Raw genomic sequence first — 23,868 nt, 5'->3', positions numbered from 1 at the left:
TTTTTCTGAAGGGGTTTCTCTTGGTGGTTGGTGGTGGGTGGTTGGAAATCCGGAAGGAAGGTCAGGTGCCGGGTAGGCCGGCGACGGCGGAGGCGGAGATGCCGACGCCGATGAGGGTGATCCCACAGGCGGCCAGCACCGGGGCCACCCGCGTGGCCAGCTGCAGGAGGGCGTGGGACCCGGCGGCGCGCGTCACGAGGGAGCGGCCGGTGAGAGCCATGAGGCCGACGGTGAAGAGCACCGCGGCGAGCCCGAGGCCGAAACAGACCACGAGGACGAGAGCGAACCCGGCTCGCCCGGCGAAGATGCCGGTCACCAGCACAAGGAAAGCCGCCGGCGACGGCGTCAGGCCGCCGGACATGCCGAGGAGGAGGAGCCCCGGGCGGGACGGGCTGGGGTGGTCGTGTCCGTGGCCGTGGTCATGGCTGTGGCTGTGGCTGTGGCTGTGGCTGTGGCTGTGGCTGTGGCTGTGAGCATGACCACGCCGACGCAGGTGGCGGCGTAGCAGCCAGAGCCCGACGGCGACGACGGTCAGGCCAGCCGCCAACTGCAGCCCGGTGGTCAGGCGCTCGAGGCTGACCAGGTCGGAGAGGGAGAAGAAGGTCCAGGCGACCGCGATGACCAGCACCGAGACGGTGTGCATGGCGGCCACCGAGAAACCCAGCCAGGCGGCGTCGCGGACCCGGCCGCGGGAGCCGATCAGGTACGCCGCAGCGAGACTCTTGCCGTGGCCGGGTGCGAGTCCGTGCGCAGCCCCCGCCACGAAGGCGATCACCAGCGCCACCGGCACGAAACCCGGCGACTGCACCGTCTCGATCAGTCGATCGCCGAACCCGGCGGCGCCGAAGAGATCGACGGCGAGGAGGGCTGCGGGGCCGGAGCCGAGGGGTGCCGCCGCAGTGCCGAGGCTGGTGATCGAGTGCATGATTCAGGCCTTTCGTCCGCGCCGGTGATGCCAGAACGCTCCGGCTGCGACGAGGGCCAGCAGGACGCCCCCGACGACGGAGAGTTGCAGGGCGCTGCTGCTTGAGGAGGTCGCGGCGACGGTCCGAGTTGCCGCGGGACGGGAACTCGGACCGTCGCTGATGGTCCAGTCCGCCGACTCGTGCGCGGCGTCGTACACCGCCTTCTGCCCACGAGGACCTCTGGCGAGCGTCCGATAGGCCTCGTGCAGGTCGGTGAGCATCCGGGACGTCACGGTCACCGTGCTCACCGGTTCGGGGCAGGTGAACAGCACCTCGGCGCCGCCGGCCACCAGATCGTCGGCCACGGTGACCTCGCCCTTGCAGGACCGCCCTCCCTGCTTCACGGCGATCCGCTCGGTCAGGTACTTGGCGAACGCGGGAGCCTCAGCCAACGCCACCGCGTCGGCGGGCTCGTAGATCACCGCACCGTCCAGCAACACCCGGTCCTGCGGAAGCACGCCGAGGGCGATGCCGAGCTGGGTCAGGTCGTCGGTGCCGCCGACGAGCCACCGGACCCGCACAGCGTGATCGCCCTCGCCCGCGACCTTGATCTGCTGTGGGGCGCCGAAGGGATGCGCCGAGACCGGGGCCGGAGCCAGCCCTCCCATCAGCACCAGTGCGAGTACGCCCCAGGAGCAACGCCAGGCGTGGCGTAGGGCACGGCGCAGGGCAGGCACAACAGGCTCTCATCCGCTCGGTGGGGCAAACGCAATGACTGTTCCGGCCACAGGTGACCAGCAAGATCACAAAAACCGAGCGAACTCTTACGGGCAGGTTGCCGAACCAGGAAATGACCCTGGTCATCGCGGGTACCGGGCGGCTCTGTCCATGCCCCACCGGCGCCGGTGACGGCCGAAATGACACGCAGCCGCGTCGCCGACGCCGTACCAACTCATCTGCGGAAGTGGCTGGACCGCACGATGATACTGAGTATTATACCCAGTATATCGACGGCTGGGTGGTGGACCATGAGCATCCGACATGCACTGCTGGCGTTGCTGGCGGAAGGATCCAAGTACGGCCTGCAACTGCGGCAGGAGTTCGAGGCACGCACCGGTGAGGTCTGGCCGCTCAACGTCGGGCAGGTCTACACCACGCTGCAACGCCTCGAGCGCGAAGGACACGTGGAATCAGACGAGACCGAACGCGACGGTGCGCAGCGACGGTACCGGATCACCGCCGACGGCGAACGCGAACTGGACCGGTGGTTGCGGACCCCGCCCGGCGCCACGCCTCCCCCGCGCGACGAACTCGTCATCAAGGTGCAGGTGGCGGTGCGCCTGCCCGACGTCGACGTACGGGAGATCCTGCAGGTCCACCGCCGGCGCCTCGTCGAGGAAATGCAGCGGTACACCCACCTCAAGGCCGAGGCGGACCCCAGCGACATCGCGCTCGGCCTCGTCGTCGACGCGGAACTGTTCCGGCTCGAGGCGGTGGTCCGCTGGCTCGACGCGGCCGACGCCCGGCTGCGCCGCCTACCCGCCACGCCCACCGTGCCCGCCGATGCGGCGTCGAGCGACCCGGCCCGACCGGCCGGCCCCGCCGACCGGGAACCGGCCGAATCCACCCCGGCACGCGAGGGGGCCCGTCGATGAGTGCGGTGCTGAGCATGCGCCACGTGTCCAAGGTGTACGGCGCGGGCAACGCCGCCGTACACGCGCTGCGGCAGGTGGACCTCACCGTGGACGGCGGCGAGCTGGTGGCCGTCATGGGTCCGAGCGGCTCCGGCAAGAGCACCCTGCTGACGATCGCCGGCAGCCTCGAGGAGCCGACCGACGGTGCGGTGCTGGTCTGCGGTGACGACATGTCGACCATGTCCGCCGACGCGCAGGCCAGGATGCGTCGCCGCGCCATCGGCTTCGTCTTCCAGGACCTGAATCTGCTCGCCGGGCTGTCCGCCGTCGAGAACGTGGCGCTGCCGCTCGAACTCGACGGCGTGGGCGCGCGGGCCGCACGGGCCGCCGGCATGCGCGTACTCGAGGAGTTGGGGCTGGCCGAACGGGCCGCCGCCTTCCCCGACGACCTGTCCGGCGGCGAACGCCAACGGGTCGCGATCGCCCGCGCCGTGGTCGGCGACCGGCGGCTGCTGCTCGCCGACGAGCCCACCGGTGCGCTGGACTCGGCCAACGGCGAAGCGGTCATGCGGATGCTGCGCGCGGCCTGCAAGCGCGGGATCGCCGGGGTCATGGTGACCCACGACGCGCAGCTCGCCTCCTGGGCCGACCGGGTGGTGTTCCTCCGCGACGGCCGGGTCGTCGACCAGACTGCGTCGACCGGTCCGGACGCCCTGCTCGCCGGGGACGTGACCCCGTGACGGCGAGCACCGCCACCCCACCGAGCACTGACCGGCCGGCACCCCGCCGCGCCCCGGGCGGCGGCCTGCCGGCCCACCGGGCCGTGATCCGGTGGGCGGTACGGCTGTTCCGCCGCGAGTGGCGCCAGCAGATGCTCACCCTCGCACTGCTCACCGTCGCCGTCATCGGGGCCACCTTCGCCGTCTCGGCGACCTACAACATGGCCTCATCAAGCGACGCGACGTTCGGGCGCGCCGACCACCTCCTGCGCCTCGACGGTGGCGACCCGGCCGTGCTCGACTCCCGGCTCGCCGCCGCACGGGCGTGGTTCGGCACGATCGACGCGATCGGCCACCACTACGTGCAGGTGCCGGGCCTGTTCGACCCGGTCGACGTCCGCGCGCAGAACCCTGACGGCGCGTACGGCGCACCGATGCTGGCGCTGCGGCAGGGGCGGTACCCGGCCGGCGCGGGCGAGATCGCGGTCACCGACGGGGTGGCGCATACCCTGCGGACCGGGCTCGGCCGGCGGGTCAGCCTCGACGGCCACGACCGGCTGGTCGTCGGGGTGGTGGAGAACCCCAAGGACCTGACCGACGAGTTCGCCCTCGTCGACCCGGCGCACGCCGACCCGCCGCAGACCGTCACCGTCCTCGTCGCCGGGGACCAGGCCTCCCTGGAGGCGTTCCGCAACACCATCGACGGTCCGCTGGTACGCGAGTCACGGCCCGCCATGACCCGTACGGTGATCGCCGCCGTCACGCTGGCGCTGGCCACCATCGGCCTGCTGCTGGTGTCGCTGGTCGCCGCGGCCGGGTTCATCGTGGTGGCGCAGCGCCGGCAGCGCCAGCTCGGCATGCTCGCCGCGATGGGCGCCACCCGACGGCACCTGCGGCTGGTGATGCTGGCCAACGGCACCGTCGTCGGAGCGGTCGCCGCGGTGCTCGGCACCACCATCGGCGTCGCCGCCTGGCTGCTCGTCGCCGGGCGGGTGGAGACGGCCGCCGGGCACCGCATCGACCGGTTCGACCTGCCCTGGGCGACGCTCGGCGCGGAGATGGTGCTGGCCGTGGCAACCGCCACCGCCGCCGCATGGTGGCCGGCGCGGGCCATCGCGCGTACCCCGATCATGAGCGCCCTGTCGGCGCGGCCGCCGCGCCCCCGACCGGCCCGGCGCACCGCGGTGGCCGCCGTGGTCCTGCTCGCCGCCGGTGTCACCTGCCTGGTGCTGTCCGGCGGCACCAACCCGGTGCTGATCTCCGCCGGCACCCTCGCCACGGCGGTCGGGGTGCTCTTCGTCGGCCCGACCGCGATCCGGTTGCTGGCCGCGGCGCGCGGCGGGATGCCGGTGGCCGTCCGCCTGGCGTTGACCGACCTGGTCCGCTACCAGGCCCGGGCCGGCGCGGCGCTCGCCGCGATGAGTCTCGCGCTGGGGATCTCGGTGGCGGTCGTCGCCGGGTCCGCCGCCGCCGAGTACCAGGCCAGGCACTCCGCCGGGCTGGGCAACCTGGCCGACACCACGCTCCTGGTCCGCATCGGCCGACCCACCCCGGTGATCCCGATACGGACCCCGGACCAACTGGCCAGCCTGCAGGCGCAGCTCGACGCGATCGCCGGCAACCTCGGCACGCCCACGGTGACCCCGCTCGACATGGCGGTGGTCGCCTCGTACGCCGACCCGGGCCAGCCTGGCGGCCAGCCCGGCCATCCGGCCGTCGAGATCGGTACGCCGGTTGCCGACGGTCAGACGATGACGTCGTACCCCCTCTACGTGGCCACACCGGAACTGCTCCGGCTCTACCGGCTCGACACCACGGCGGTCGCCGCCGACACCGAGGTGCTCAGCGTCCGCACCGGCGCGCTCGAACTGGTGAACATCCCCGAACGCCGCGTCTACCCGAAGACCCAGGCGCTTCCGGACACCCGGTACTCCTCGATGCCGAACTCGATGGTCACCGCGAGCATGATGGCCCGCCACGGCTGGCAGCCCGCGCGGGTCGGCTGGCTCGTCGACGCGGACCACCCCCTCACCGGGCAGGAGCTGACCACCGCGCAGAACCTCGCCGCGACCGCCGGCCTCACCATCGAGTCCCGCCACGAGCAAGCCTCCCTCGGGGCACTGCGGACCGGAGCGGTCGCCGCCGGCGCGCTGCTCGCCCTCGGCATCCTCGCCATGACCGTCGGCCTCATCCGCGGCGAAGCGGCCGGCGACCTGCGCACCCTGACCGCGACCGGCGCCCCGCGACGCGTACGGCGCACGCTGACCGCCACGACCTCCGGTGCGCTCGCCCTGCTGGGCGCCGTCCTCGGCCTGGCCGGCGCGTACCTCGCGCTGGTCAGCGTCCTGCACCGCGACCTCGACGCGCTGACCGACGTACCCGTCGCCCACCTGGCCGCGGCGACCGTCGGGCTGCCGGTGCTCGCCGCCGTCGCCGGCTGGCTCCTCGCCGGCCGCGAACCGTCCTCGTTGAGCCGCCGCAGACTGGACTGAGCAGGGCCCGCGCTGCGCCACCAAACTCGCGCGCAAACGGCGAACAGACGTGATGTGATGAACCGCTGTGAATGAAGGGAAACAACTCCTCGGCGGCCGCGCAGACCTGATGATCGCAATGGAGCAGAACCTCGCCGAACATGCCTGCCACTTGCACCGGCATGTGGCGGGCTCGACCGTCATGGAAACCAACGACCTCCTGATCGCCGACAGCGGCCTGGACGACGACACTTTCAACATCGTCGCAGCGGCGCGTCTCACGCCGGACACCGCCGCGACCCGGATCGAGCAGACCCTTCAGGCACTGGCCACCACCGAGCGTCCCTTCTCGTGGTGGGTGGGCCCGGCCTCCACGCCGGCGGATCTCGCGTCGCTCCTGGAAAGCACCGGTCTCCAGGCATCCGAGACCGAGACCGGCATGTGGCAGGACCTACGTGCGGCCCCACCCCAGCAACCTGCTGGGGATCTGGCCATCCACCGGGTGAGCACCCCCGAGCAACTCGCCGATTACTCGACCGTCCTGGCTGCGAACTGGAACCCACCGGCGGCCACGGTGCGCCGCTTCTTTGCTGATGCAGCCGACTGGGCCCTCGCCCCCGACTGCCCCGCTCGCTACCTGGTCGGCTACGTCGACGATCGCCCCGTCTGCTCGGCCGAGGTCTTCCTCCACTCGGGAGTCGCTGGGATCTACAACATCGCTACCCTGGCGACCGACCGCCGGCGCGGCTACGGCAGCGCCATCACCCTGGCGACCTTGCGCACCGCGTACGGCGCGGGCTACCGCACAGTGGTCCTGCAAGCATCCTCCGAGGGCGAACCCGTCTACCGCCGGCTTGGGTTCCAACCCTGCGGCCGCTTCACCGAGTACGCCATCACACCCTGAGACCAGATATCCACTCGCGTGCCGTGGCCCCTGCCCCAGCGGGTGGCCGGGCCCAGCGTGAGCAGGCCACGAGCATCGAAAAACGATGAGTTACTGATCAGTCACCCATTGTTTAATCTCTGCATTCGCATGGATGATTGCGCTGATGGCCCGGACGCCGGTGCTCCGTCGTCCGAGTCAGCTCGCCCACCGGATGAAGGAGAGTGCCTGGTGTGTGACACCGATCATCTTGAGCCCTCCGGCATGAACCGTCGCGACCTGCTGGGACTTCTCGGCGCGGCCGGCGCCGGGCTGGCCGTCGCCCCCGTCCTGACGTCAGACCCGGCACTGGCCGCCGCGTCAGACCTCGCGCTCGACCCGAAGACAATGCCCGCCGACCCGGTCAACTACGAGCCACCGACCACACTCGCCATCGACTCGCAGGCCAAGGACTCGGCCATCTCCTGGATCGACCGCAACGAACACCGCATCGTGGGGTTGAACGACCGGATCTGGGAGTACGCCGAGCCCTCCCTGGCCGAGTGGAACTCGTCCTGGGCCGAGGCGGACTTCCTGCAGGCCAACGGCTTCACCATCAAGTGGGGCGCCGGCGGCATGCCCACCGCGTTCGTCGCCACCTTCAGCCATGGCACCGGCAAGCCGGTGATCGGATTCAGCGGGGAGTACGACGCGCTACCCGGGCTGTCGCAGGAAAAGGGCAACCCACAGCATTCGCCCCTGGTCTACCACCACGACCCGTACGCCCCCACGTACGGCTTCGGACACGGGTGCGGCCACTGCGCGCTCGGCGCAGCCGCGGCGGGTGCGGCTGTCGCGACCGCCACGGCGATGCGCGCTCGCAACCTCGACGGCACGATCAAGTTCTTCGGCTCGACCGCGGAGGAGCAACTGGTCGGCAAGTCGGTGGCAGTGCGAGCCGGGGTCTACAAGGGCCTCGATGCCTTCGTCGACTGGCACCCCAGCAGCGGCAACAGCACGAGCTGGTCGTCGAGCAACGCGATGTACAGCATCGCCTTCCATTTCCTCGGCACCGACGGCCACGGCGGGTCACCGCTCGCGACCCGATCCAGCCAGGACGCGGTGACGGCGATGGCGATGCTGACGGAATATCTGCGGGAGAGCGACCAGGCGCACACCTCCCGGATGCACTACGCGATCCGGCAGACCGGCCAGGCGCCGAACGTCTTCCCCACGCTGTCGAGCATCTGGTACTACGCCCGCGAGGGCAGCCCGGAACGCGCGAAGATCCTGATGGACAAGATCATCAAGTGTGGTGAGGCGGCGGCGATGGCCACCGGCACCCGGATGCAGTACCGCATCATGGGTGGGGTCTGGAACCAGCTCGGCAACAAGCGTGGCGCCGAGCTGATGTACGCCAACATGACGCAGATCGGCGCGCCGAAGTTCTCCGCCCAGGACCAGGCGTTCGGCAAGGCGCTGCAGCGGTCCAACGGCACGGCGGAGACCGGCTTCTCCGAAACGATCACCGAGCTGCGGCCGCCGGCCACGGTCTTCATGGGCGGAGGTTCGACCGACGTCGCCGACATCAGCTGGCAGGTGCCGACGATCGGAATGGGGACCGCGCATCAGCCCGGCGGCACGAAGAACCACTCGTGGCACCACACCGCCACTGCGGCCTCCCACGCCGGCCACCTCACCACCCTGATCGCCGCCAAGTACCTGGCGGCAACCACCATCGACCTGCTGACCCAACCGACAGTGCTGGGTGAGATGAAGGACGAGTTCGACCGGCGTACCGCCAAGATCAAGTGGAAGAGCCTGCTGCCCGGCGACTACGAGTTGCCGCTCTACGAGCCGCCGGCGTGGTTCCTGGAGCGGACCGGGCAGTCGTGGCCGCCGCCCGGCGTCAAGTGGCCGCCCCGGCGGGTCGTCTCGACCGAGACGGCCCCGGACCTCGGGCCCGCGCTGCCACCGTCGAACCTGCCCCCGCTCGACTGATCCGTACCGGTGCGCCCGGCCAGGCGGTTGATCACCTGGCCGGGCGCCACCTCGGCCGGCCCCTCGCGTGGCCGCTGTTGCGGCCCATTGGTGGTGGCGGTCAGTTCCCGCTGCGGTACGGGCCGTCCACGTAGATCAGCGCGTCGCCGACGGCCCGCTCGGTCGACCCGCTGGGCCGGTTGACCAGGGCGCCCTCGACGGACATGGCGGTGGAGCCGCCGCCGTCGAGGTTGATCGAGTCGGACATGCCGAGCGCCTGGGCGACAGCGGCGGTCTCGTCCATGGTGGTGCCGACGCTGGTGGTCTGGCGGCCGTCGATGGTGGCGAGCACGATCTTCCCGTCCCGGGTGGTACCGGCGATGGTGCGCGGGTTGCGGTCGAAGAAGCTGCCGGAGCCGGCCGGTACGACGATCTGGCCGTCCGCCGTCAGCGGGTACCGCCCGGTCACCCCGAACAGGCCGGGCCGCACGGGAAGGTGCTCGCCGTTCTGGTCGGTCAGGGTCGAGGTCATGCTCACGCAACCCTGCGCGGTCACGTCGAGCAGGGCGGCGGTGTCCCGCCCGGTGGCCTGCAGCGAGGTCTGGCCGGCCGCGAGGGTGGTGCCCCGGGTGGTCGAGGTGCGCACCACGCAGCCGAGCCGGTCGAGCACGACCTCCACGCCGGCGCCGGACGGGGTGGCCGCGGCGAACTCGGGGGTGAACTCGACGACGTCGCCGGGCAGGGTGCACTGCGTCTGATCGACGAGGGCGGCGCAGCCGGCGGGCACGACCGGCGGGTGGTTGATGAACTCCAGCGGCAGGGTGGCGTCGGTCTGCCGGTTTCGTACGCTGCCCGACCAGGTCAGCTTCCCGGTGAGGGCCCGGTTGCTGTTGGCGTCGACGACGAAGTTGACCTCGGCCGGGTCGCTGATCGGCTCGCTGAGCAGCTTCCCGCCGAACAGCCCAAGCCCGACCGGGTCGCCCGGGTAGAGCTGGCTGGCGGTGAAGGTGAAGAAGGAGGCGTTGACCCCGGCGAGGGCGCCGGAGGCGCGGACCAGGTCGGTGGTCTTCTCGACCTTGGCGAGGTCCGGGCCGTACGTCGCCTTCAGGTGCCCGCGGGCCTTGCTCGGGTCGATCGTGAGCACGTTGACCACCCACGGACCCCGCGTGGTGGTGTTGATCTGGTCGGCGGGCGCCGGCGCGCTGCCCCGCTCGATCCGGGTGAGGGTGACGCCCTCGGCCAGGGCACGACTGGCGTGTACCTCCGTCAGGTCGGCGTCGCCGAGCGGAAGCGTGCCGGCGGCGGCCTCGGCCCGGGCCTGCGGTACGACACCGAGCGCCACCGCGGCCAGGGCGGCCGCCGCGATCGCCCCGGCCCGGCGGAAGCGGGACAGGTCAGCAGTGGAAACAGTCATGGCCGTGATCTTGGCGGCGCCGAGGAACCACGGTCCCGACTCCACTTGACACCGAGCCGAATTGTGGTTGAGGAACAGCTGACCCGAAGGAGTCGACGTGAGCGGCACCGACAAGCCGATCGGCTACTGGCTCAAGCACTTGCACAACCTGATCGAGAAGCAGTTCGACGCGACGCTGGGCGACCTCGGCCTCGACCGCCGGCAGTGGCAGATCCTGAACGCGCTGTCTAGCGCGGCGCGGAGCCGCAGCGAGATCGAGCAGGCGCTCGCACCGTTCTGGCCGGACGGCGTACCCCACTTCGGCGCGATCCTCGACGGTCCCGACGGCCTGGTCACGCGGGGATGGGTGGCGGACGACGGCGACGCGCTCAACCTGACCGAGCAGGGGCGCGCGGCGCACCGTAGGGCGGCCGAGCGCGTCGGCGAGACTCGGCGGCTGCTGCTGCACGGACTCAGCCCCGAGCAGTACGCCGAGACCGTTCGGATCCTGTCGGTCATGGCCGACAACGTCGAAACAGCGTTGGCCAGCCGCGCCGGCGTGCAGGACTGAATGGTCTGCGGGTGGTTCAGCGTCCTGGCATCGCCGATCCCAGGGCCGGTCGACGCAACCGGGCCCGTCGCCACTCCTGTTCGAGGATGGCGTAGCCGACCGTGTCCAGCCATCGGCCGGACCGGTGCAGTGACTCGCGGACTGCGTGCACTTCGCGGCGCATGCCGACGTGCTCCATGAGGCGCCAGGAGGTGTCGTTGCCGAGGAAGCAGTTCGCGGTGGCCCGGCGCACGCCGAGATCCTCGAAGCAGTAGCGGAGGAGCTCACGTACGGCTTCGGTGGCGTAGCCGTGGCCGGTGAAGGCGGGATCGAGGACCCAGCCGAGCTCTGCCTGCGTGTCGCGCGCCTGGTCGGCGACATCGAGCTGGGCCCAGGCGTCCTCGCGGCGGAGCATGAAGTCGCCGATGGTCGGGGCCTCGGGGTCGTGGCCGAGGGTGACGATGACAGTGGTCGCGAGGCGGGCAGGCTTCGAGAACAGCTCGCGGTAGCCCTCGAGGTCTGCGGGGCAGCCAGTGAGCCACTCGTTGACCGACTCGAGCTGACGGAACGTCCAGGTCGCGTCGGCGTCGTCGGCGGTGGCGGGACGGAGGGTGAGGCGCTCGGTCTGCAATGGGCGCTCGAGCACCGACGGGCAGATGGGGGCCGGCGTACCGGTGGCGCGGAGCTCAGTGAGGACGACGCCGATGTCGCGCAGTCCGGCGAGTACACCGTGGAGCTGCGCTTGGTCGACGACCGAGACCGTGACGGTGGTGGTGCCGTCGTCGTTGCGGGTCAGGTCGAGCTGGCCGAGCCAGGCGGACCAGTGGTCGTCGAGGTGGCCGTCGACGCGGATCGTGTACGTCGTGGGGGCGGTGTTCATGAGGGCGCTCCAGTTTGCTGAGGACCTGTGGGGAGTACGGGGCGCCGACGGGCGGGACTTCGAAGGGCCCACTCGGCGACGGCCAAGTTGATCACCCAGCCGGCGCCCTTGGCGAGATCGGCGGCGAGCACGCCGGGGCCGAAGATCGCGCCGCCGATGCCCTCGGTGAAGGCCTGGGTGCCGGCGGCCAGGCCGATCGCGTACGCCCGGATCATCCACGCCCGGTGGGCCGCGGTGTCCCGGCGACGTACGGCGGTGAAGCCAAGCACAAGGCAGGCGGCCATCGCGGACCCGAAGACCAGGCGGAGCACGTAGAGCAGGCCGCCGGTGCCTGGCTGCGCCTCGTAGAACAGCGTCATCCAGAGGGCCGAGGTCGCCACCAGCAGGCCGGCCACGGCCAGCACCCGGCCGGCACGGCGGTGCCAGGCCAGGTGCCGGCGGCGGAACCGTGGCATGAGCTGCAGGATCCCGACGAGCACGTACATCGTCGCGCCGACGATGTGCACCACGAGCGGGAGCGGGAGGCCGGTGAACCGGTGGTCAGCGGGGATGATGGCCGGGCCGCCGGCCAGCTGGATCAGCCGCAGCGTCCCGGCCGTCAGCGGGATCGCGCTTAGGGCGACCAGCGCCATCGGCACCGGCCAGCTCCGTTTCCGGGTGCTCACCGGACCGCGGCGACGTCGGCGTGGGCCGTGGGCCGGGCGTCGACCGCCTCGGCGGCGTCGACCCGCCGGCGCCCGTCGCGCCACAGTGAGATGCCGAGGCCGATCAGTGCGACGCCGGTGGGCACCGCGAACGGGCGGTCGAAGGACTCCGGGAGCACGGACAGCGCCAGCGCGGAGACGGTGCCATAGGCCAGCAGCAGGGCGGCCCAGCGGGGCAAGATGCCCGCTCGGAACAGCGCGATGCCGAAAAGCAGGCCGCCGAGCGAGTAGCCGATGCCGGTGATGCCGAACAGGACGGTCATGCCGCCGATATCGCCGCTCGGGCTGCCACCCATGGCGGCGTCAACATAGTCCTGGACGTAGCCCGGGCTCGTCTTGGCCACGGTCGGCAGGACGCAGGCGACGATGACCTGGTTGGCGAACATCGCGAGGTATCCGACGGTCAGCAGCACGTAGCCGGCCACCCCGAGAACCCCGAACCGGCGGTGGTTGCGGAGGAACATGCCGGCGAAGCCGGCCAGCGACAGGACGGCCATCACGGCCTTGGCGGTCTCACGGACCGCCATCTCGGTCGTCACGATGTGCGCAACGTCGGCCGGTGGGTGGTTGACCTGGACGCCTGCGTAGATGGCGCCGGCGGCGGCCGCGCACAGGCCGGCGGCTGCGGTGATGCGGTGGGTGGTGATGTTCATGTCGGATTCCTTGGTGCGCGGTGCCGGGCGGGGTGTCCGGCGATATCCGGGACGTTAGGAACCGACGTGGTGAGGTCACATCACCATGTGATGTGACCGGGGTGGTGATTCGGCTCCGCGGTGACGCTCAGAGCAGGCCGAGGTCCGCGGCTCGGCGTACCGCGGCGCGGCGGGTGTTCACGTCGAGCTTGGTGAAGATGTGCTTGGTGTGCGTGCGCAGCGTGTTCACCGATACGAAGAGCTGTCGCGCGATCTCCGGCCCGCTGAGGTCGGTCGCCAGCAGGCGCAGGACCTCGAGCTCACGCCCGCTGAGTCCTTCCTCGGAGGCGGGTCCGGCGGGTGCGGGTGCCGACGGTCTTTGTGCGGCGGCCAGCAGGTGCTCGGCGTGCGTCCGTACGTCGTGCGGCGCGGCGCGGGCGACCTTCCCGAGCAGCTCCGCCATCGGGTATCCCTCGTCGAGGAAGAGCCGGCAGTAGCCGGCCGGCACCCCGTCAGCGAGGGCGGCAGCGAGGTCGCGCGCCGCCGAGTCCACGTCGCCGTTCGCCTGGTGGGCGAGCGCCCGCACCAGGCCCGCCTCGACCAGGCTGCCGTCGCGGCCCGCCGTCCGCGCGGCGTCCAGCACGCGGTCGAGCAGGTCGAGCGCCGCGCGCGCGTCACCCTCGGCGATGAGCAGCCGGGCGAGGGTGAGTTGGTCGTACTCGGCCAGGTAGGCCAGCGGATCCGTCGGCACGACGCCGCGCTCGCGGGCCCACGCTCGCGCCTCATCGAGGCGGCCCTGGGCGATCCGCACCCGTGCTCGGGTCGCGGCGATCGGCCGCACGTCCGGGAAGTAGCCGGGCAGGAAGAGCGGCTCCGCCTGGTTGAGCATCGCGATCGCGCCGTCGAGGTCGCCTTGCGCCTGCAGCAGTGCGGCCGTCGCGGTGTACCAGCGGTGCCGGTTCTCCAGCAGCGACGCCCGGTCGCCGAGCTCGCGGGCGAGCTCGAGGTGCTCCGTGGCCGCGTCGAGGTCGCCCTGCTCGCGGAGGACGTTGGCGAGGCCGACGTGCAGGTCGCCGGTGGTGGGGAGCACCGGGCCGGGGTGGCTCTCGGCCGCGGCCAGCGCCCGTTCGTAGAGCCGGCGCGCCTCGACCGGACGTCCGCGCGCCAGCCACATTTCTGCCAGCACGACAGTCGCGCCCAGCTCGTCTGCGACCATGCCGGCCGCGTGCAGGCTGGCGACCGCCGCGGTGAACGTGTCCACCGCGGCGCCGAGGTCGCCGGCCGCCCAAGCCGCCAGGCCGACGAAGCCGGCGGCGGCTCCGCGCGGGAAGTGGTCCTCCGGCCCGGCCAGCGCGAGTGCCCGGCGGGCGTGCGAGACGGTACCGTCGACATCGCCCCTGGCCTGGGCGACCGCGGCGCGGTAGACCGCGATCATGGCTGGGAGGGAGCGGAGTTCGCCCTCCCGGTCCCGGGCCGCCTCGGCCAGTGAGCCCGCGGTAGGAATGGTCGATGGCGGCATCGTGTCGAGAGCAGCCTCAGCGGCGTCGAGCCACGCCTCCACCCCGTCGAAGTCGCCCTCGGAGAGCCGGCTCCACCCCACGAAGGTGGCCAGCAGCGGTCGGCGACGGACGACGTCGCCGGGCAGCGCAACCAGCCAGTCGCGAAGGGTGCGGTCCTGGCGTCGTCGGCGCATGTCGGCCTCGGCGAGCTCGACGAGGTCGGCGGTGTGCTCGTGGTCGCCGCTCGCGATCGCGTGCCGTACGGCGTCGGCCAGCAGCCCGTTCTCGGCGAGCCATCGGCTGGCCGCGGCGTGCAGCTCACCGACCCGGTCGGCCTGCCGGGCCGCCAGGCGGGCACGCAATGCGTCGGCGAAGAGCTGGTGGTAGCGGTACCACCGGCGCTCGTCATCGAGCGGGACGACGAACAGGTGCTCGCGCTCAAGGGTCTCCAGCATCGGCTGACCGTCGGAGCGACCGGTCAGGGCGTCGCAAAGGCCGCCGGTCAGCTGGTCGAGCACGGAGGTGTCGAGCAGGAACGCGCGCACCTCGTCCGGCTGCCGGTCCAGAACCTCCTCAACGAGGTAGTCGAGGACGAACCGATGGCTCCCGGAGAAGGCCTCGACGAACCCAGCGACATCTCCAGGCCCGTCGGCGGCGGCATGGGTCCGGGCCGACAGCGCGGCCAGCTGCAGCCCCGCCGCCCACCCCTCGGTGCGCGCCTCGAGCGCGGCCACCAGCGCGGGCTCGAGCTGCAGCCCCATCACCTCGTTGAGGAACACCTCCGCCTCGTCGGTGGTGAACCTGAGGTCAGCGGCCCGCACCTCCACGAGCTCGCCCCGCGCACGCAGACGGGACAGCGGGAGCGGCGGGTCGGCCCGAGTGGTCACCGCCAGCGTGACCTGCGGAGGCAGGTTGTCCAGGAGGAAGGTCACCGCCTCATGGACGGCGGCCGCGTCGATGACGTGGTAGTCGTCGAGCGCCACCACCGTGGGACCGGCGAGGACGTCGAGATCGTTGATCAGGCTGACCAGGACGGTGTCGGTTGGCGTGGCACCGCCGGCCTCCAGCAGGGCGAGCGCGTCGACACCAGCCTCGGGCTCGGCGGTCTGAATCGCGGCCACGAGGTGGGTCAGAAACTGCCGGAGGTCGGCGTCGCCTGTGTCGAGAGCCAACCACGCAACTCTGCGCTGCGACTTCTCGACCGCCGCCAGCCACTGCACCAGAAGTGTGGTCTTGCCGAACCCAGCCGGTGCCGCGACGAGGACCAGCCGCGGCCCTTCGCCTCCGTCCGTGCGCAGTTGGTCGGTGAGGCGGGCGCGCTGCACCAGCCGACGACGCGGCGAGGGCAGGTGCAGCTTGGTGCCCAGCACAGGCATCCAATCATCGTAGGCCCGCTGTGAGGCGGTGGTCAGCCGGTACTGGCCCCGTCTACCTGGCGGAACATCCAGTCCACGTCGAGCCGCTCAGCCGGGCGGACCGGTTAGGGCAGGATGGCGGCGGGAACGAGTCGTTGCGCCCGTCCGGGCGTCTGCGGCACGGGGCCGGGGCTGCGGGCGGTGACGACAAACGGCCCCTGCCCTGACGGGCGGGACCGTGTGGCGGTTGCGTCGCCCGGCCTGTCGCCGGATCGGGTGTGGTCAGCGGGGCTGCTGAGATTGGTTTTGCCGCAGGGCTTCCTCGAGTTGGTCTTCGAGGATGATGATCCGTACGGCGGAGGCCATGTCGGTGCCCTGGTCGCACATCTCGCGGGCGCGGGCGGCCAGCCGCAGTTGGTATCGGGAGTAGCGGCGGTGGCCGCCGCCGGACCGGTACGGGTCGATCAGTTTCGCCTCGCCGAGCCGGCGTAGAAAGTCCGGCGAGCAGCCGACGATCTCCGCCGCGCGGCCCATCGTGTAGGCCGGGTAATCCTCGTCGTCGAGCCTGTCATCCGGTTGTGCCATGCACACCTCCATCACGAGGGCCCCGGCGCCGTAGCGCCGGGGCCCAAGGGTTACGGGTCAGAAACACCATTCACCGACAGGAACGTCGGTGAGTCATATCCGCACCAGCCGCGCGAGTCGGCTTCGGGTGCGGGGATCGCGTAAGCGTGACCGGAGACCACCTCTCGTTCGATGGAAACAACGGTGTCCGCGCCGAGCCCAGTCGATGCGGCCGGCATCGGGCGATCCAACGGTGTGTACAGCCCTCCCTCTCCTCTGACTTCCTCTACTACTACTTGCTGTCCGCCGGTGTCGAAACCCCACGCGACTCCATGGCCCCAGACACGTGCGGCGGAACGGTTACTGCTAGCAGCGGAACCCTGAAACCTGACGTCGGCCCCACCACTTCGGTACCCGGGAGCATATCTGCCCCCGGGATACCGCCGTACTGAACTTCCACTTCAACTACAAGGTGCTGTCGTTCAACTGCCTGGCACTTCTCGTGCTGAGCAGGGCCGTGTCGCTTGCTGGCCCTGCCCCCTCGCCTCGTCCGGCGGTTCCGTCCGCGTCGCTGTCGTTCCTTTGCTCTCAACCCGAGAAAATATAACCGGCGACGGCGAGCATGTCTACTAACTCGCGCATAGATTCTGCCGACTCGGCGCGGGCGTGCCGGCGGACCGACCGGGTATGCGGACGTTCGCAGTTCATGCGACAGGAGGGACATCATGCAGAAAACCCTCGCGGCCGGACAGGTCAACATCAGTGGCGCGCTGACCGACCTGTGGCGGTCCGTGCTGCTCTTCGTGCCGAAAGCGGTCGCGTTCATCGTGATCCTCGTGATCGGCTGGCTCATCGCCCGAGCCGTCCTGAAGATCGTGGACAAGGTACTGGAACGGGTGGGCTTCGACCGCGCGGTCGAACGCGGCGGCGTGAAACGCGCGCTCGAACGCAGCAAGTACGACGCCAGCGACATCCTGGCCAAGCTGGCCTACTACGCGGTCCTGCTGTTCACCCTGCAGCTCGCGTTCGGGGTCTGGGGACCAAACCCGATCAGTGGGCTGATCCGAGGCGTCATCTCGTGGCTGCCGCGAGCCTTCGTGGCGATCATCATCGTGATCGTCGCCGCCGCCATCGCCAACGCCGTCCGGGACCTGGTGACCGGCGCGCTCGGTGGGCTCTCGTACGGGCGGGTGCTGGCGAATCTGACAGCGGTCTTCATCCTGGCGCTCGGCATCATCGCGGCACTGAACCAGGTCGGCATCGCCACCACGGTCACCACTCCGGTGCTGATCGCGTTCCTCGCCACCGTGGCCGGCATCCTGATCATCGGGGTCGGCGGGGGCCTGGTGAAGCCGATGCAGGCCCGCTGGGACGGTTGGCTCAACCGCATGGCGGAGGAGTCCCGGGCCATCCGCGAGCAGCGGCAGGCGCAGACCGCCGGCCGCGCCGACTACGAACGGCAGATGGCCGACCGGGGCACGGCAACCACCCAGGTGATGCCGCCATCGTCGGTGTCCGGCACCCGAGGCCGGCAGAGCGGCACGTAGCGGTCCGGCAAGGTCAGCGACGAGACCCAGCAGTTCCACCGGCCAAACCCGTGAGAAGAGGCGTGCGAGGGTGTGCCCACGTTCGGCTGCGGGCACACCCTCGCCGCAACCCCGGCGCTTCCCGACGACGCCTCCGCCCGGCAGAGGTAGATGACTCGCCCTTCCCACCGGCTGACTCGTCTGGCGCGATCGCGCCCCACCCGGACCCGTTCAGGCGCCACCTGGCGGTCCCAGCCATGGTCCACTTCACCGCGGCGCAGCGTGTCTGCGAGGGGTCCGGCGATGGTGGCGCCTGGTTGCAGGACGGCCTGGTAGTTCCTCCTGCGTGACCTGCCCGTGCAGGTCCTCGCTCGGATGCGCTCAGACCGGGTACTACGCCGAGCAGTGGCAGCCCGGCAACCCGGGACGATCGGCCGACCCCGCAGGCACGGCGACGAGTTCGTCTTCGGCGATCCCACCACCTGGGGTGTACCGGACGCAGCCACCATCGCCGACACCCGGGCTCCACGGCACGGCGTGGGCGGCGTTGGTCGCCTCGGTCGTTCACCCAGTTGGTCACACGGCCCGGGTGTCAGATATTGATGGGCTCCTCATCGGGCCTCCCGTGCCGTGCGTGGGATGTGTGCCTCCGTCGCCACCACCAACGCAGCAGCCAGAACAATCCCTTCACGGACTCCGGCAGCAGGAATGGTCCGGCAGCGGTCACGGCGACGAGCTGCCAGACCTGTGCATCGCCCGGATCGGCCACATGGTCGAAGACGATCAGCGCGGCCATCACTGACCAAGCGGCATCTGCTCCCCAGTCGCGCACCTTGACCAGGGCGCGCCGCCAACCCTTCCGTACCGGAGGATCGGGAAACTCGCCCCTGATCACCAAGGCCATCCAGCCGCGCCACCCAACGGCCAGCGCATAGGCGAGCATCATCGGCAGCCTCACCAGCACGATCCACGCAGCGAACCTCGCAGGGCTAGCAGCCACCTCACCCAGCACGCTCGGAGCGATCGAGGCCAGCACCACATACGTGAGAAGGAGGAGGACGAAGTCGAGGGCAAACCCATACAACGGGAGTCCCAGCATTAACAGCCAGCCCAGCAGCCTAACCTTGCGCGGGCTCATCTCTGCCATGCCGATCATTGTCCGAGCGGGTGGCAAAACCGCTAGGGAACCTCCTGCCATCGCCTTCGCCGTCGACCCGCCGCCGGGGAGAGCGAGCTGCCACCCGGCCCCTACGTCAAGCGGACCTGACGCACGTACGGACGCTGCCGGGACAGACTGAGTCGCATCTCGTGTCACGGACCGCGCCCCCGGCGGACACCGCCACAGTGGCGCAGTTGACCCAACCTCGCCCGGCACGGACCCGGCCCCCCGGGGTCGGCGCCGGCCACCGGCGGCCGCCCCTCCCTCTCCCAGGTGAGCGGTTGACCTGACCCTGAACGGCTGTGGAGCCGGCTCCTGGATGACTTGTCCGGTCTCGGGACCTGCGTGACACTCCCCGATGGGGCCCGGGCGCCAGCGCGGCCGGCCAACTGACGCACCACTGCACCGACCTGGGAGATCAGCCGGGGTGTGCGGCGCTGGTAGCGGTTCAGGAGCCCGGGCAGGTGTTCCCGGAACGTCTGACGGCAGCCTTGGGTCGCACACCAGCCGACGTACCCGGACCACCACCGGCCGAGCATCGACCGGCACGTCCGCGGCAGTCCGCTGATGATATCCGTGCACCCAGCCCGTTACCGCCGCGCAGCCCGGACAGGCCACCGGCCCCTCGGGAGTCCGAGTCCGCACCAGGATCCGTTCGCCCTCGTCCGTAACGTCGTCGATCGCCAGCGGCAACAGCCCCGAGAACATCATCTTCCTAAGATCATCGATCTTGCCCACATGACCTCGACGACATCGACTACCTTCGGTCACCACCGAATGTGGGACAAAGCCGTCAGATCCACACTCCCCTCGGCGGCCAGGTCTATCCGCGCCATGCCGTCACCCCCCAGGTGCGCCGGGCGCTGGGCTTCAGCCGGTCTGGCCGGCCTTGTCGACAAACTTCGCCGCCACCCGGGTGATGGTGAACTGGACCTCACCCCGCTTGATCCGAATGGGCCCGGTGGGCGACGTGAACGTGTGATCCTTGGCCGCCACGGAGCGGTACCCGACGAACTCGTGCGTGCCGGCATCCAGCAAAAGTTGCTCGAAGCGCCAACCCTCCTGAACCCGGCCGACCGCCACCACCGGCCGCCCGTTGACCATGACCGTTCCCGGTTCCTGGGTAGCCCCAGGAACCATGCCGATCCCCCGCCACAGCGCCGCCGCAACCCGCGGCGGGAGCACGTTGCTCTCCAGGATCATCGCGAGGCGGCCGAACAGAAGGCTGTCCATGTCATCCGACGGTTTGATGTGCGCTGGTACGCCGCCAGCCTCATGCTGCAGTTGCCCGCGGACGGCATCGAGCAGCTTGCCCGGGTCGGTGGGCAGCGCGACCGCCTCCGGGTAGCCGTTGTCCTGCGTCCACGTGTCGAACTTGCCGGTCTCGGGGTTCCATTCGGCCATCTTCAAGCCGTCGACGCTGCGCCACACCTCGGTGATCTCGTCCTGCCGCTGGCCCTTGTCCTTGGCGATCGAGCTCGGGTTGCTCTTGTGGTCCTTGACGTAGACCCACTGGTCCGGGCGGGGCGGCGTGTACGGTTGCGCGGCTGCATACTGGGCGGCCAGCTCGAACGCGGGGGCCGGGGCGTGCTTCGACGGTGGGTTTTGCGCCGTATGCTGCGGTGTGGTGTCAGTGGGCAGGCTGCCAGCGGGCACGGTGCCGGTGTGCAGGGCCCCGGTACCGACCGCCACGGCGGCGACAGCGGCGGCCGCCAAGCCCGCGGTGGCGAAAAGGAGCCGCCGCTGCACCCGGCGGGCCGCCCCGGACTCGCGTTGGTCCCGCTGGATCTCGCTCATCAGAAACTCCTGAAGTTGGCGCTGGCGGCCGCCAGGTAGATCAACCTCCGCCAGTTCCGGCAGCAGCCGGGCCACCTCGTCACGGTCATCGCCGGCGGGCTGGTTCGGGGTCATGTCCATCAGATCTCCTGAACGAACCGGACCGCGTTGTCGCGGTCGACTGTTACCTGTCCGGGGCGGACCGGCGGTTCCCGCCGTATCCGCTGAGGCTCCACAACACCCCCGGCGACGAGTGCGGTGAGCTTCCTGCGGGCCCGGGAGAGCCGGGAGCGGACCGTGCCCACCGGTACATCCAGTGCTGCCGCAGCCTGCGCGTAGTCCAGGCCCGACCAAACGCACAACGCCAGCACCTCACGCTCGGCCCGCCGTAACGACCGCAGCGCCGCCACCACCCGGGCCAGCCGCTCGCGGTCGGCCAGCCGGGCGGTGACGCCCTCGGCGAAGTCCGGTTCCGGTTCGGCATCGGGTAATCGCGCCAGCGCACCCTCATGGCGGCGCGCGGTCCGACGCACGTTGCGCGCCACGTTGGTGGCGATGCCCAGCAGCCAGGGCCGCAGCGACCCGGCCGCATCATCGATGTCGACCCGTTCGCGCAGCCGCCACGCCTCCAGGAACGTCAGCGACACCACGCCCTCCGCCGCCGACCAGTCACCGATCAGCCGGAAGGCATGGTTGTAGACGGCGCGCGCGTGCGCGTCGAACAGTTCACGGAACGCCTCAGGATCCCCCTGGCGAACCCGTTGGCGCACATTCATCTCCACACGTGATAACTGTCCGCGGCCCACGTCCCGGTTCCCGTCAGGCGCAGTGAAGGGCGCCAGCAGCCCTCGGGCGAAGTCACGCACCGGGGCGACGCGGCTCAGGCCTGCGGAAACGCTGCCCGACCGTCAACATCAGGTCGTCGAACAACACCCGCCACCGCTGCGCGTCTACCCGTCCTCCGAAGCAGTAGCATCTGCAACTTCGGCCCCCCGCACGGCCTCGCGAAAGCGAGCCTATGGGTCGTTGCAGGAGAAGTGAGTTCCCGCAAATCAACAAGCTCCGCGCAGTGCTGTCCGGTCCGCCCGAACTGGCCGGAGCGCTGCTTTGAACTGGCCGGAAGATCGCTGAGGACAACACCTCTGCACATACCGCTCCTCTGCCTCAAGCCCATCTCTGTCGAAGATCCCCGCCGGAGGCAACGTTCCGGGTACTGGGGCAGTCTGCAATCGGCCGGCGCGCCGGCCGATGCCGGCGCTTGCGCCGCCAGCAGGCCGAGCGCGGCCGGCGCGGTCCGCTTGCGGGCCGCATTGACTGGACGGCCGGCACGCTGCTGGTGTCGCACAGCGTCAAGCGGATCAAGGAGCGCAATCAGCAGCTGGCCGGGGCGCATGAAGCGGTCCGACAGGACACGTTTCCCAGAATCCCGGACCTGATGACCGCCGCACCTGTCCCCAGAGGGTGGGCGGCGAATACGGTTCCGCCGGTGGACAGCTACCTCGAGCTCGCATCCTGCCAGGGCTGGCCGGGCAATGCGCTCCGATCGCATCAACGCTCTCGCTGACGGATCGCCCGGCTTCGCGTGGCGTCTTGTCAACACCCACGCGCTCTACGCCGTGTGAGAAGCCCGCGTTGAGTCGCACCAAGGCGCACAGGGCGGCCTACGAGCGGTGCCGCTGTGCACCTGCCTTGATCACGTCAACGGGTAATTCATGAAGGGGTCCTGGGGATGGATGGCTATTTCGCTACCGCCCGCCACGAACGGCTGCGGGACGAAGTCAGAGCGTTCGCGGAGGCCGAGGTGCGGCCCCGGGTACCGGAGATGGAAGCTTCCCATGGTGTGGCGCACGAGCTTTCTCGGCTGATCGCCTGTCAGGGCTGGATCGGTGTCACGATCAGCCCCGAATACGGTGGCATGGGCCTGGGGCACATGGCGAAGACCATCGTCATCGAGGAGTTGGCGCGGGTCAGCGGTGCGATGGGCGCGATGGTGCAGGCCTCGCAGCTTGGCGTGGCCAAAATCGTCCACTTCGGGAGTGAGACCCAGAAGAAGACGTGGCTGCCGGCCATATCGAGCGGTGACTGCCTGCCCACCATCGCGGTCACCGAGCCGGAGTCAGGTGGACATGTCCTCGGCATGACGGCCAGAGCGGTGCGTGACGGCGACGACTACATCCTCACGGGCCGGAAGGTTTTCGTCGGCAACAGCCACGTGGGCGACCTGCACGGCGTCGTGGTGCGGACAGGGCCGGCCTCCAAGGGGTTGTCGGCGTTCCTGGTGGAGTCGGACCGTCCGGGCTTTTCGCTGGGTCCGCACCGGCCTGCCATGGGTTTGCACGGCTTTAGCTTCGGCGAGCTGAACTTTGACGACTGCCGGGTTCCTGCGGCCAACATGCTCGGCGAGGAGGGAGACGGGCTGGCGGTGGCCTACTCGTCCAGCGTTCTTTACGGCCGTCCCAACCTGACGGCCGTCTCGCTGGGCATCCACCAGGCCATCATGGACGAGACGGTGGCGTACGCCGCGGAACGGCACCGCTACGGCAAGCCGCTGCACGAGATACCGTCGATCAAATTGAAGATCGGGCAGATGCAGTCGCGGCTGATGACCGCGCGTCTGGCCGCGTACCACGCGGTGCACCTACTCGATCAGGGGCAGCCCTGCGACGCGGAGCTGATGAACGCCAAACTCGTCAACGTCGAATACGCGCTGGACTCGGCGCGTAACGCGATGGAAATGCAGGCGGCCAGCGGTCTGTGTACCGATCGGCCGCTGGAACGGTACGTGCGCGACGCTTACCACATCTTCGCTCCGGCCGGAACATCCGACGTGCAGATGCTCCGGCTGGGCGAGATGGCGCTGGGGCACTCGAAGGGTCAGTGGTCGCAGCGGCTTGCCGCAGCCGTGACGGCGGCTGCGGGTGCCCGCTGACTACTGCGTACGCCGGTCACGCTGGTTGATCCGCTCCACCAACTCTTGGGCAAGGGCCTTGACGGTCTCCAGTCCCGGTCGCCCCCAGGGGCGCGGTTCGGTGTCCACCACACAGATGGTGCCGAGCGTCGCACCGGTGTGGTCGATCAGTGGCGCCCCCGGGCAGGAGCGGATACCGATCCGGATTGCCGGCGAATCTCGGGTAGTCGGCGGCGGGACTGTCCATCGATCGACTGACACCGGATTCCGTCTTGTCGCCGTCCCGCGCGGCACCCCGGCCGGCGCACGATCGACACATCGACCGGCGGCCTGCCGAGCTGCGGGCAGCCT

General features: G+C 70.4%; 21 protein-coding genes and 2 pseudogenes. 10 read left to right on the top strand and 13 right to left on the bottom strand.

The annotated features are described in order from the left end of the window. Nucleotides 1–61: 61 nt before the first annotated feature. Nucleotides 62–925 carry a cobalt transporter gene (locus ACGF4F_RS05260; RefSeq protein WP_393075088.1) on the bottom strand — a complete coding sequence of 288 codons (864 nt, stop codon included), beginning with the start codon at nt 923–925 and terminating at the stop codon, nt 62–64. A gap of 3 nt (nt 926–928) precedes the next feature. After that, nucleotides 929–1,573, bottom strand: a complete 645-nt coding sequence (locus tag ACGF4F_RS05255; protein ID WP_393075085.1) for a hypothetical protein — start codon at nt 1,571–1,573, stop codon at nt 929–931. Between the two features lie 360 nt (nt 1,574–1,933). On the opposite strand from ACGF4F_RS05255, the gene ACGF4F_RS05250 reads away from it, so the two are divergent. The 5 genes from ACGF4F_RS05250 to ACGF4F_RS05230 all read left to right on the top strand — a co-directional run bounded on the left by ACGF4F_RS05250 (nt 1,934) and on the right by ACGF4F_RS05230 (nt 8,592). Next, entirely contained in the window at nt 1,934–2,560 is a 627-nt protein-coding gene (locus ACGF4F_RS05250; protein WP_393075082.1) for a PadR family transcriptional regulator, read from the top strand. Then, nucleotides 2,557–3,279, top strand: coding sequence for an ABC transporter ATP-binding protein (locus ACGF4F_RS05245; protein ID WP_393075079.1), 723 nt, complete (start codon nt 2,557–2,559; stop codon nt 3,277–3,279). Before ACGF4F_RS05250 ends, ACGF4F_RS05245 begins: the two co-directional genes overlap by 4 nt. After that, on the top strand, nt 3,276–5,750 hold the full coding sequence (locus ACGF4F_RS05240) for an FtsX-like permease family protein (RefSeq protein ID WP_393075076.1): 2,475 nt from the start codon (nt 3,276–3,278) through the stop codon (nt 5,748–5,750). Before ACGF4F_RS05245 ends, ACGF4F_RS05240 begins: the two co-directional genes overlap by 4 nt. A 67-nt stretch (nt 5,751–5,817) precedes the next feature. Then, nucleotides 5,818–6,633, top strand: coding sequence for a GNAT family N-acetyltransferase (locus ACGF4F_RS05235; RefSeq protein ID WP_393075073.1), 816 nt, complete (start codon nt 5,818–5,820; stop codon nt 6,631–6,633). A 243-nt stretch (nt 6,634–6,876) separates the two neighbouring features. Next, entirely contained in the window at nt 6,877–8,592 is a 1,716-nt protein-coding gene (locus ACGF4F_RS05230; protein ID WP_393075070.1) for an amidohydrolase, read from the top strand. Between the two features lie 100 nt (nt 8,593–8,692). On the opposite strand, the gene ACGF4F_RS05225 is transcribed toward ACGF4F_RS05230, so the two are convergent. After that, a complete protein-coding gene (locus ACGF4F_RS05225) occupies nt 8,693–9,937 on the bottom strand; it encodes a phosphodiester glycosidase family protein (protein ID WP_393075594.1) in 1,245 nt (414 codons plus the stop codon). Nucleotides 9,938–10,082: 145 nt separating this feature from the next. On the opposite strand from ACGF4F_RS05225, the gene ACGF4F_RS05220 reads away from it, so the two are divergent. Next, nucleotides 10,083–10,535, top strand: a complete 453-nt coding sequence (locus ACGF4F_RS05220; protein ID WP_393075067.1) for a MarR family winged helix-turn-helix transcriptional regulator — start codon at nt 10,083–10,085, stop codon at nt 10,533–10,535. A gap of 16 nt (nt 10,536–10,551) precedes the next feature. Here ACGF4F_RS05220 and ACGF4F_RS05215 read toward each other — a convergent pair whose 3' ends face one another. From ACGF4F_RS05215 to ACGF4F_RS05195, 5 genes are all read right to left on the bottom strand, one after another. After that, on the bottom strand, nt 10,552–11,394 hold the full coding sequence (locus tag ACGF4F_RS05215; RefSeq protein WP_393075064.1) for a GNAT family N-acetyltransferase: 843 nt from the start codon (nt 11,392–11,394) through the stop codon (nt 10,552–10,554). Further along, nucleotides 11,391–12,059, bottom strand: coding sequence for a DUF2306 domain-containing protein (locus ACGF4F_RS05210; protein WP_393075061.1), 669 nt, complete (start codon nt 12,057–12,059; stop codon nt 11,391–11,393). Before ACGF4F_RS05210 ends, ACGF4F_RS05215 begins: the two co-directional genes overlap by 4 nt. Further along, on the bottom strand, nt 12,056–12,751 hold the full coding sequence (locus tag ACGF4F_RS05205) for a hypothetical protein (RefSeq protein WP_393075058.1): 696 nt from the start codon (nt 12,749–12,751) through the stop codon (nt 12,056–12,058). The genes ACGF4F_RS05210 and ACGF4F_RS05205 overlap by 4 nt, the downstream gene beginning before the upstream one ends. Nucleotides 12,752–12,878: 127 nt before the next feature. Further along, nucleotides 12,879–15,605 carry a tetratricopeptide repeat protein gene (locus ACGF4F_RS05200; protein ID WP_393075055.1) on the bottom strand — a complete coding sequence of 909 codons (2,727 nt, stop codon included), beginning with the start codon at nt 15,603–15,605 and terminating at the stop codon, nt 12,879–12,881. A gap of 261 nt (nt 15,606–15,866) precedes the next feature. Further along, the gene (locus tag ACGF4F_RS05195) at nt 15,867–16,169 is read right to left on the bottom strand and encodes a MerR family transcriptional regulator (RefSeq protein ID WP_357437105.1); all 303 of its coding nucleotides are present in this window, start codon (nt 16,167–16,169) and stop codon (nt 15,867–15,869) included. A gap of 704 nt (nt 16,170–16,873) precedes the next feature. Between ACGF4F_RS05195 and ACGF4F_RS05190 the strand changes: the two genes are divergently transcribed. Beyond that, nucleotides 16,874–17,695, top strand: a complete 822-nt coding sequence (locus ACGF4F_RS05190) for a hypothetical protein (protein WP_393075053.1) — start codon at nt 16,874–16,876, stop codon at nt 17,693–17,695. A 315-nt stretch (nt 17,696–18,010) separates the two neighbouring features. Further along, nucleotides 18,011–18,218 (top strand): annotated as a pseudogene (locus ACGF4F_RS05185) (transposase); the annotation flags it as partial. A gap of 48 nt (nt 18,219–18,266) precedes the next feature. Here the strand turns inward: ACGF4F_RS05185 and ACGF4F_RS05180 are convergent. The 4 genes and pseudogenes from ACGF4F_RS05180 to ACGF4F_RS05165 form a co-directional block, all read right to left on the bottom strand. Then, the gene (locus ACGF4F_RS05180) at nt 18,267–18,821 is read right to left on the bottom strand and encodes a hypothetical protein (RefSeq protein ID WP_393075050.1); all 555 of its coding nucleotides are present in this window, start codon (nt 18,819–18,821) and stop codon (nt 18,267–18,269) included. Nucleotides 18,822–19,198: 377 nt separating this feature from the next. After that, nucleotides 19,199–19,541 (bottom strand): annotated as a pseudogene (locus tag ACGF4F_RS05175) (transposase family protein); the annotation flags it as partial. A 162-nt stretch (nt 19,542–19,703) separates the two neighbouring features. Continuing rightward, the gene (locus tag ACGF4F_RS05170) at nt 19,704–20,750 is read right to left on the bottom strand and encodes a CU044_5270 family protein (RefSeq protein ID WP_393075047.1); all 1,047 of its coding nucleotides are present in this window, start codon (nt 20,748–20,750) and stop codon (nt 19,704–19,706) included. Then, nucleotides 20,750–21,385, bottom strand: a complete 636-nt coding sequence (locus ACGF4F_RS05165) for an RNA polymerase sigma factor (protein ID WP_393075591.1) — start codon at nt 21,383–21,385, stop codon at nt 20,750–20,752. Before ACGF4F_RS05165 ends, ACGF4F_RS05170 begins: the two co-directional genes overlap by 1 nt. 482 nt (nt 21,386–21,867) lie before the next feature. Between ACGF4F_RS05165 and ACGF4F_RS05160 the strand changes: the two genes are divergently transcribed. Both ACGF4F_RS05160 and ACGF4F_RS05155 read left to right on the top strand, forming a co-directional pair. Next, nucleotides 21,868–22,173 (top strand): hypothetical protein, encoded by a 306-nt coding sequence (locus ACGF4F_RS05160; RefSeq protein ID WP_393075044.1) that lies wholly within the window; start codon nt 21,868–21,870, stop codon nt 22,171–22,173. A gap of 165 nt (nt 22,174–22,338) precedes the next feature. Further along, a complete protein-coding gene (locus ACGF4F_RS05155) occupies nt 22,339–23,538 on the top strand; it encodes an acyl-CoA dehydrogenase family protein (protein WP_393075041.1) in 1,200 nt (399 codons plus the stop codon). On the opposite strand, the gene ACGF4F_RS05150 is transcribed toward ACGF4F_RS05155, so the two are convergent. After that, entirely contained in the window at nt 23,539–23,811 is a 273-nt protein-coding gene (locus tag ACGF4F_RS05150) for a GAF domain-containing protein (RefSeq protein WP_338013313.1), read from the bottom strand. Between the last annotated feature and the right edge of the window lie 57 nt (nt 23,812–23,868).

The organism is Micromonospora sp. NPDC047740 (genome assembly GCF_043204735.1).
Classification (GTDB): Bacteria; Actinomycetota; Actinomycetes; order Mycobacteriales; family Micromonosporaceae; genus Micromonospora.
This window is presented reverse-complemented; position numbering and strand designations above follow the sequence as displayed.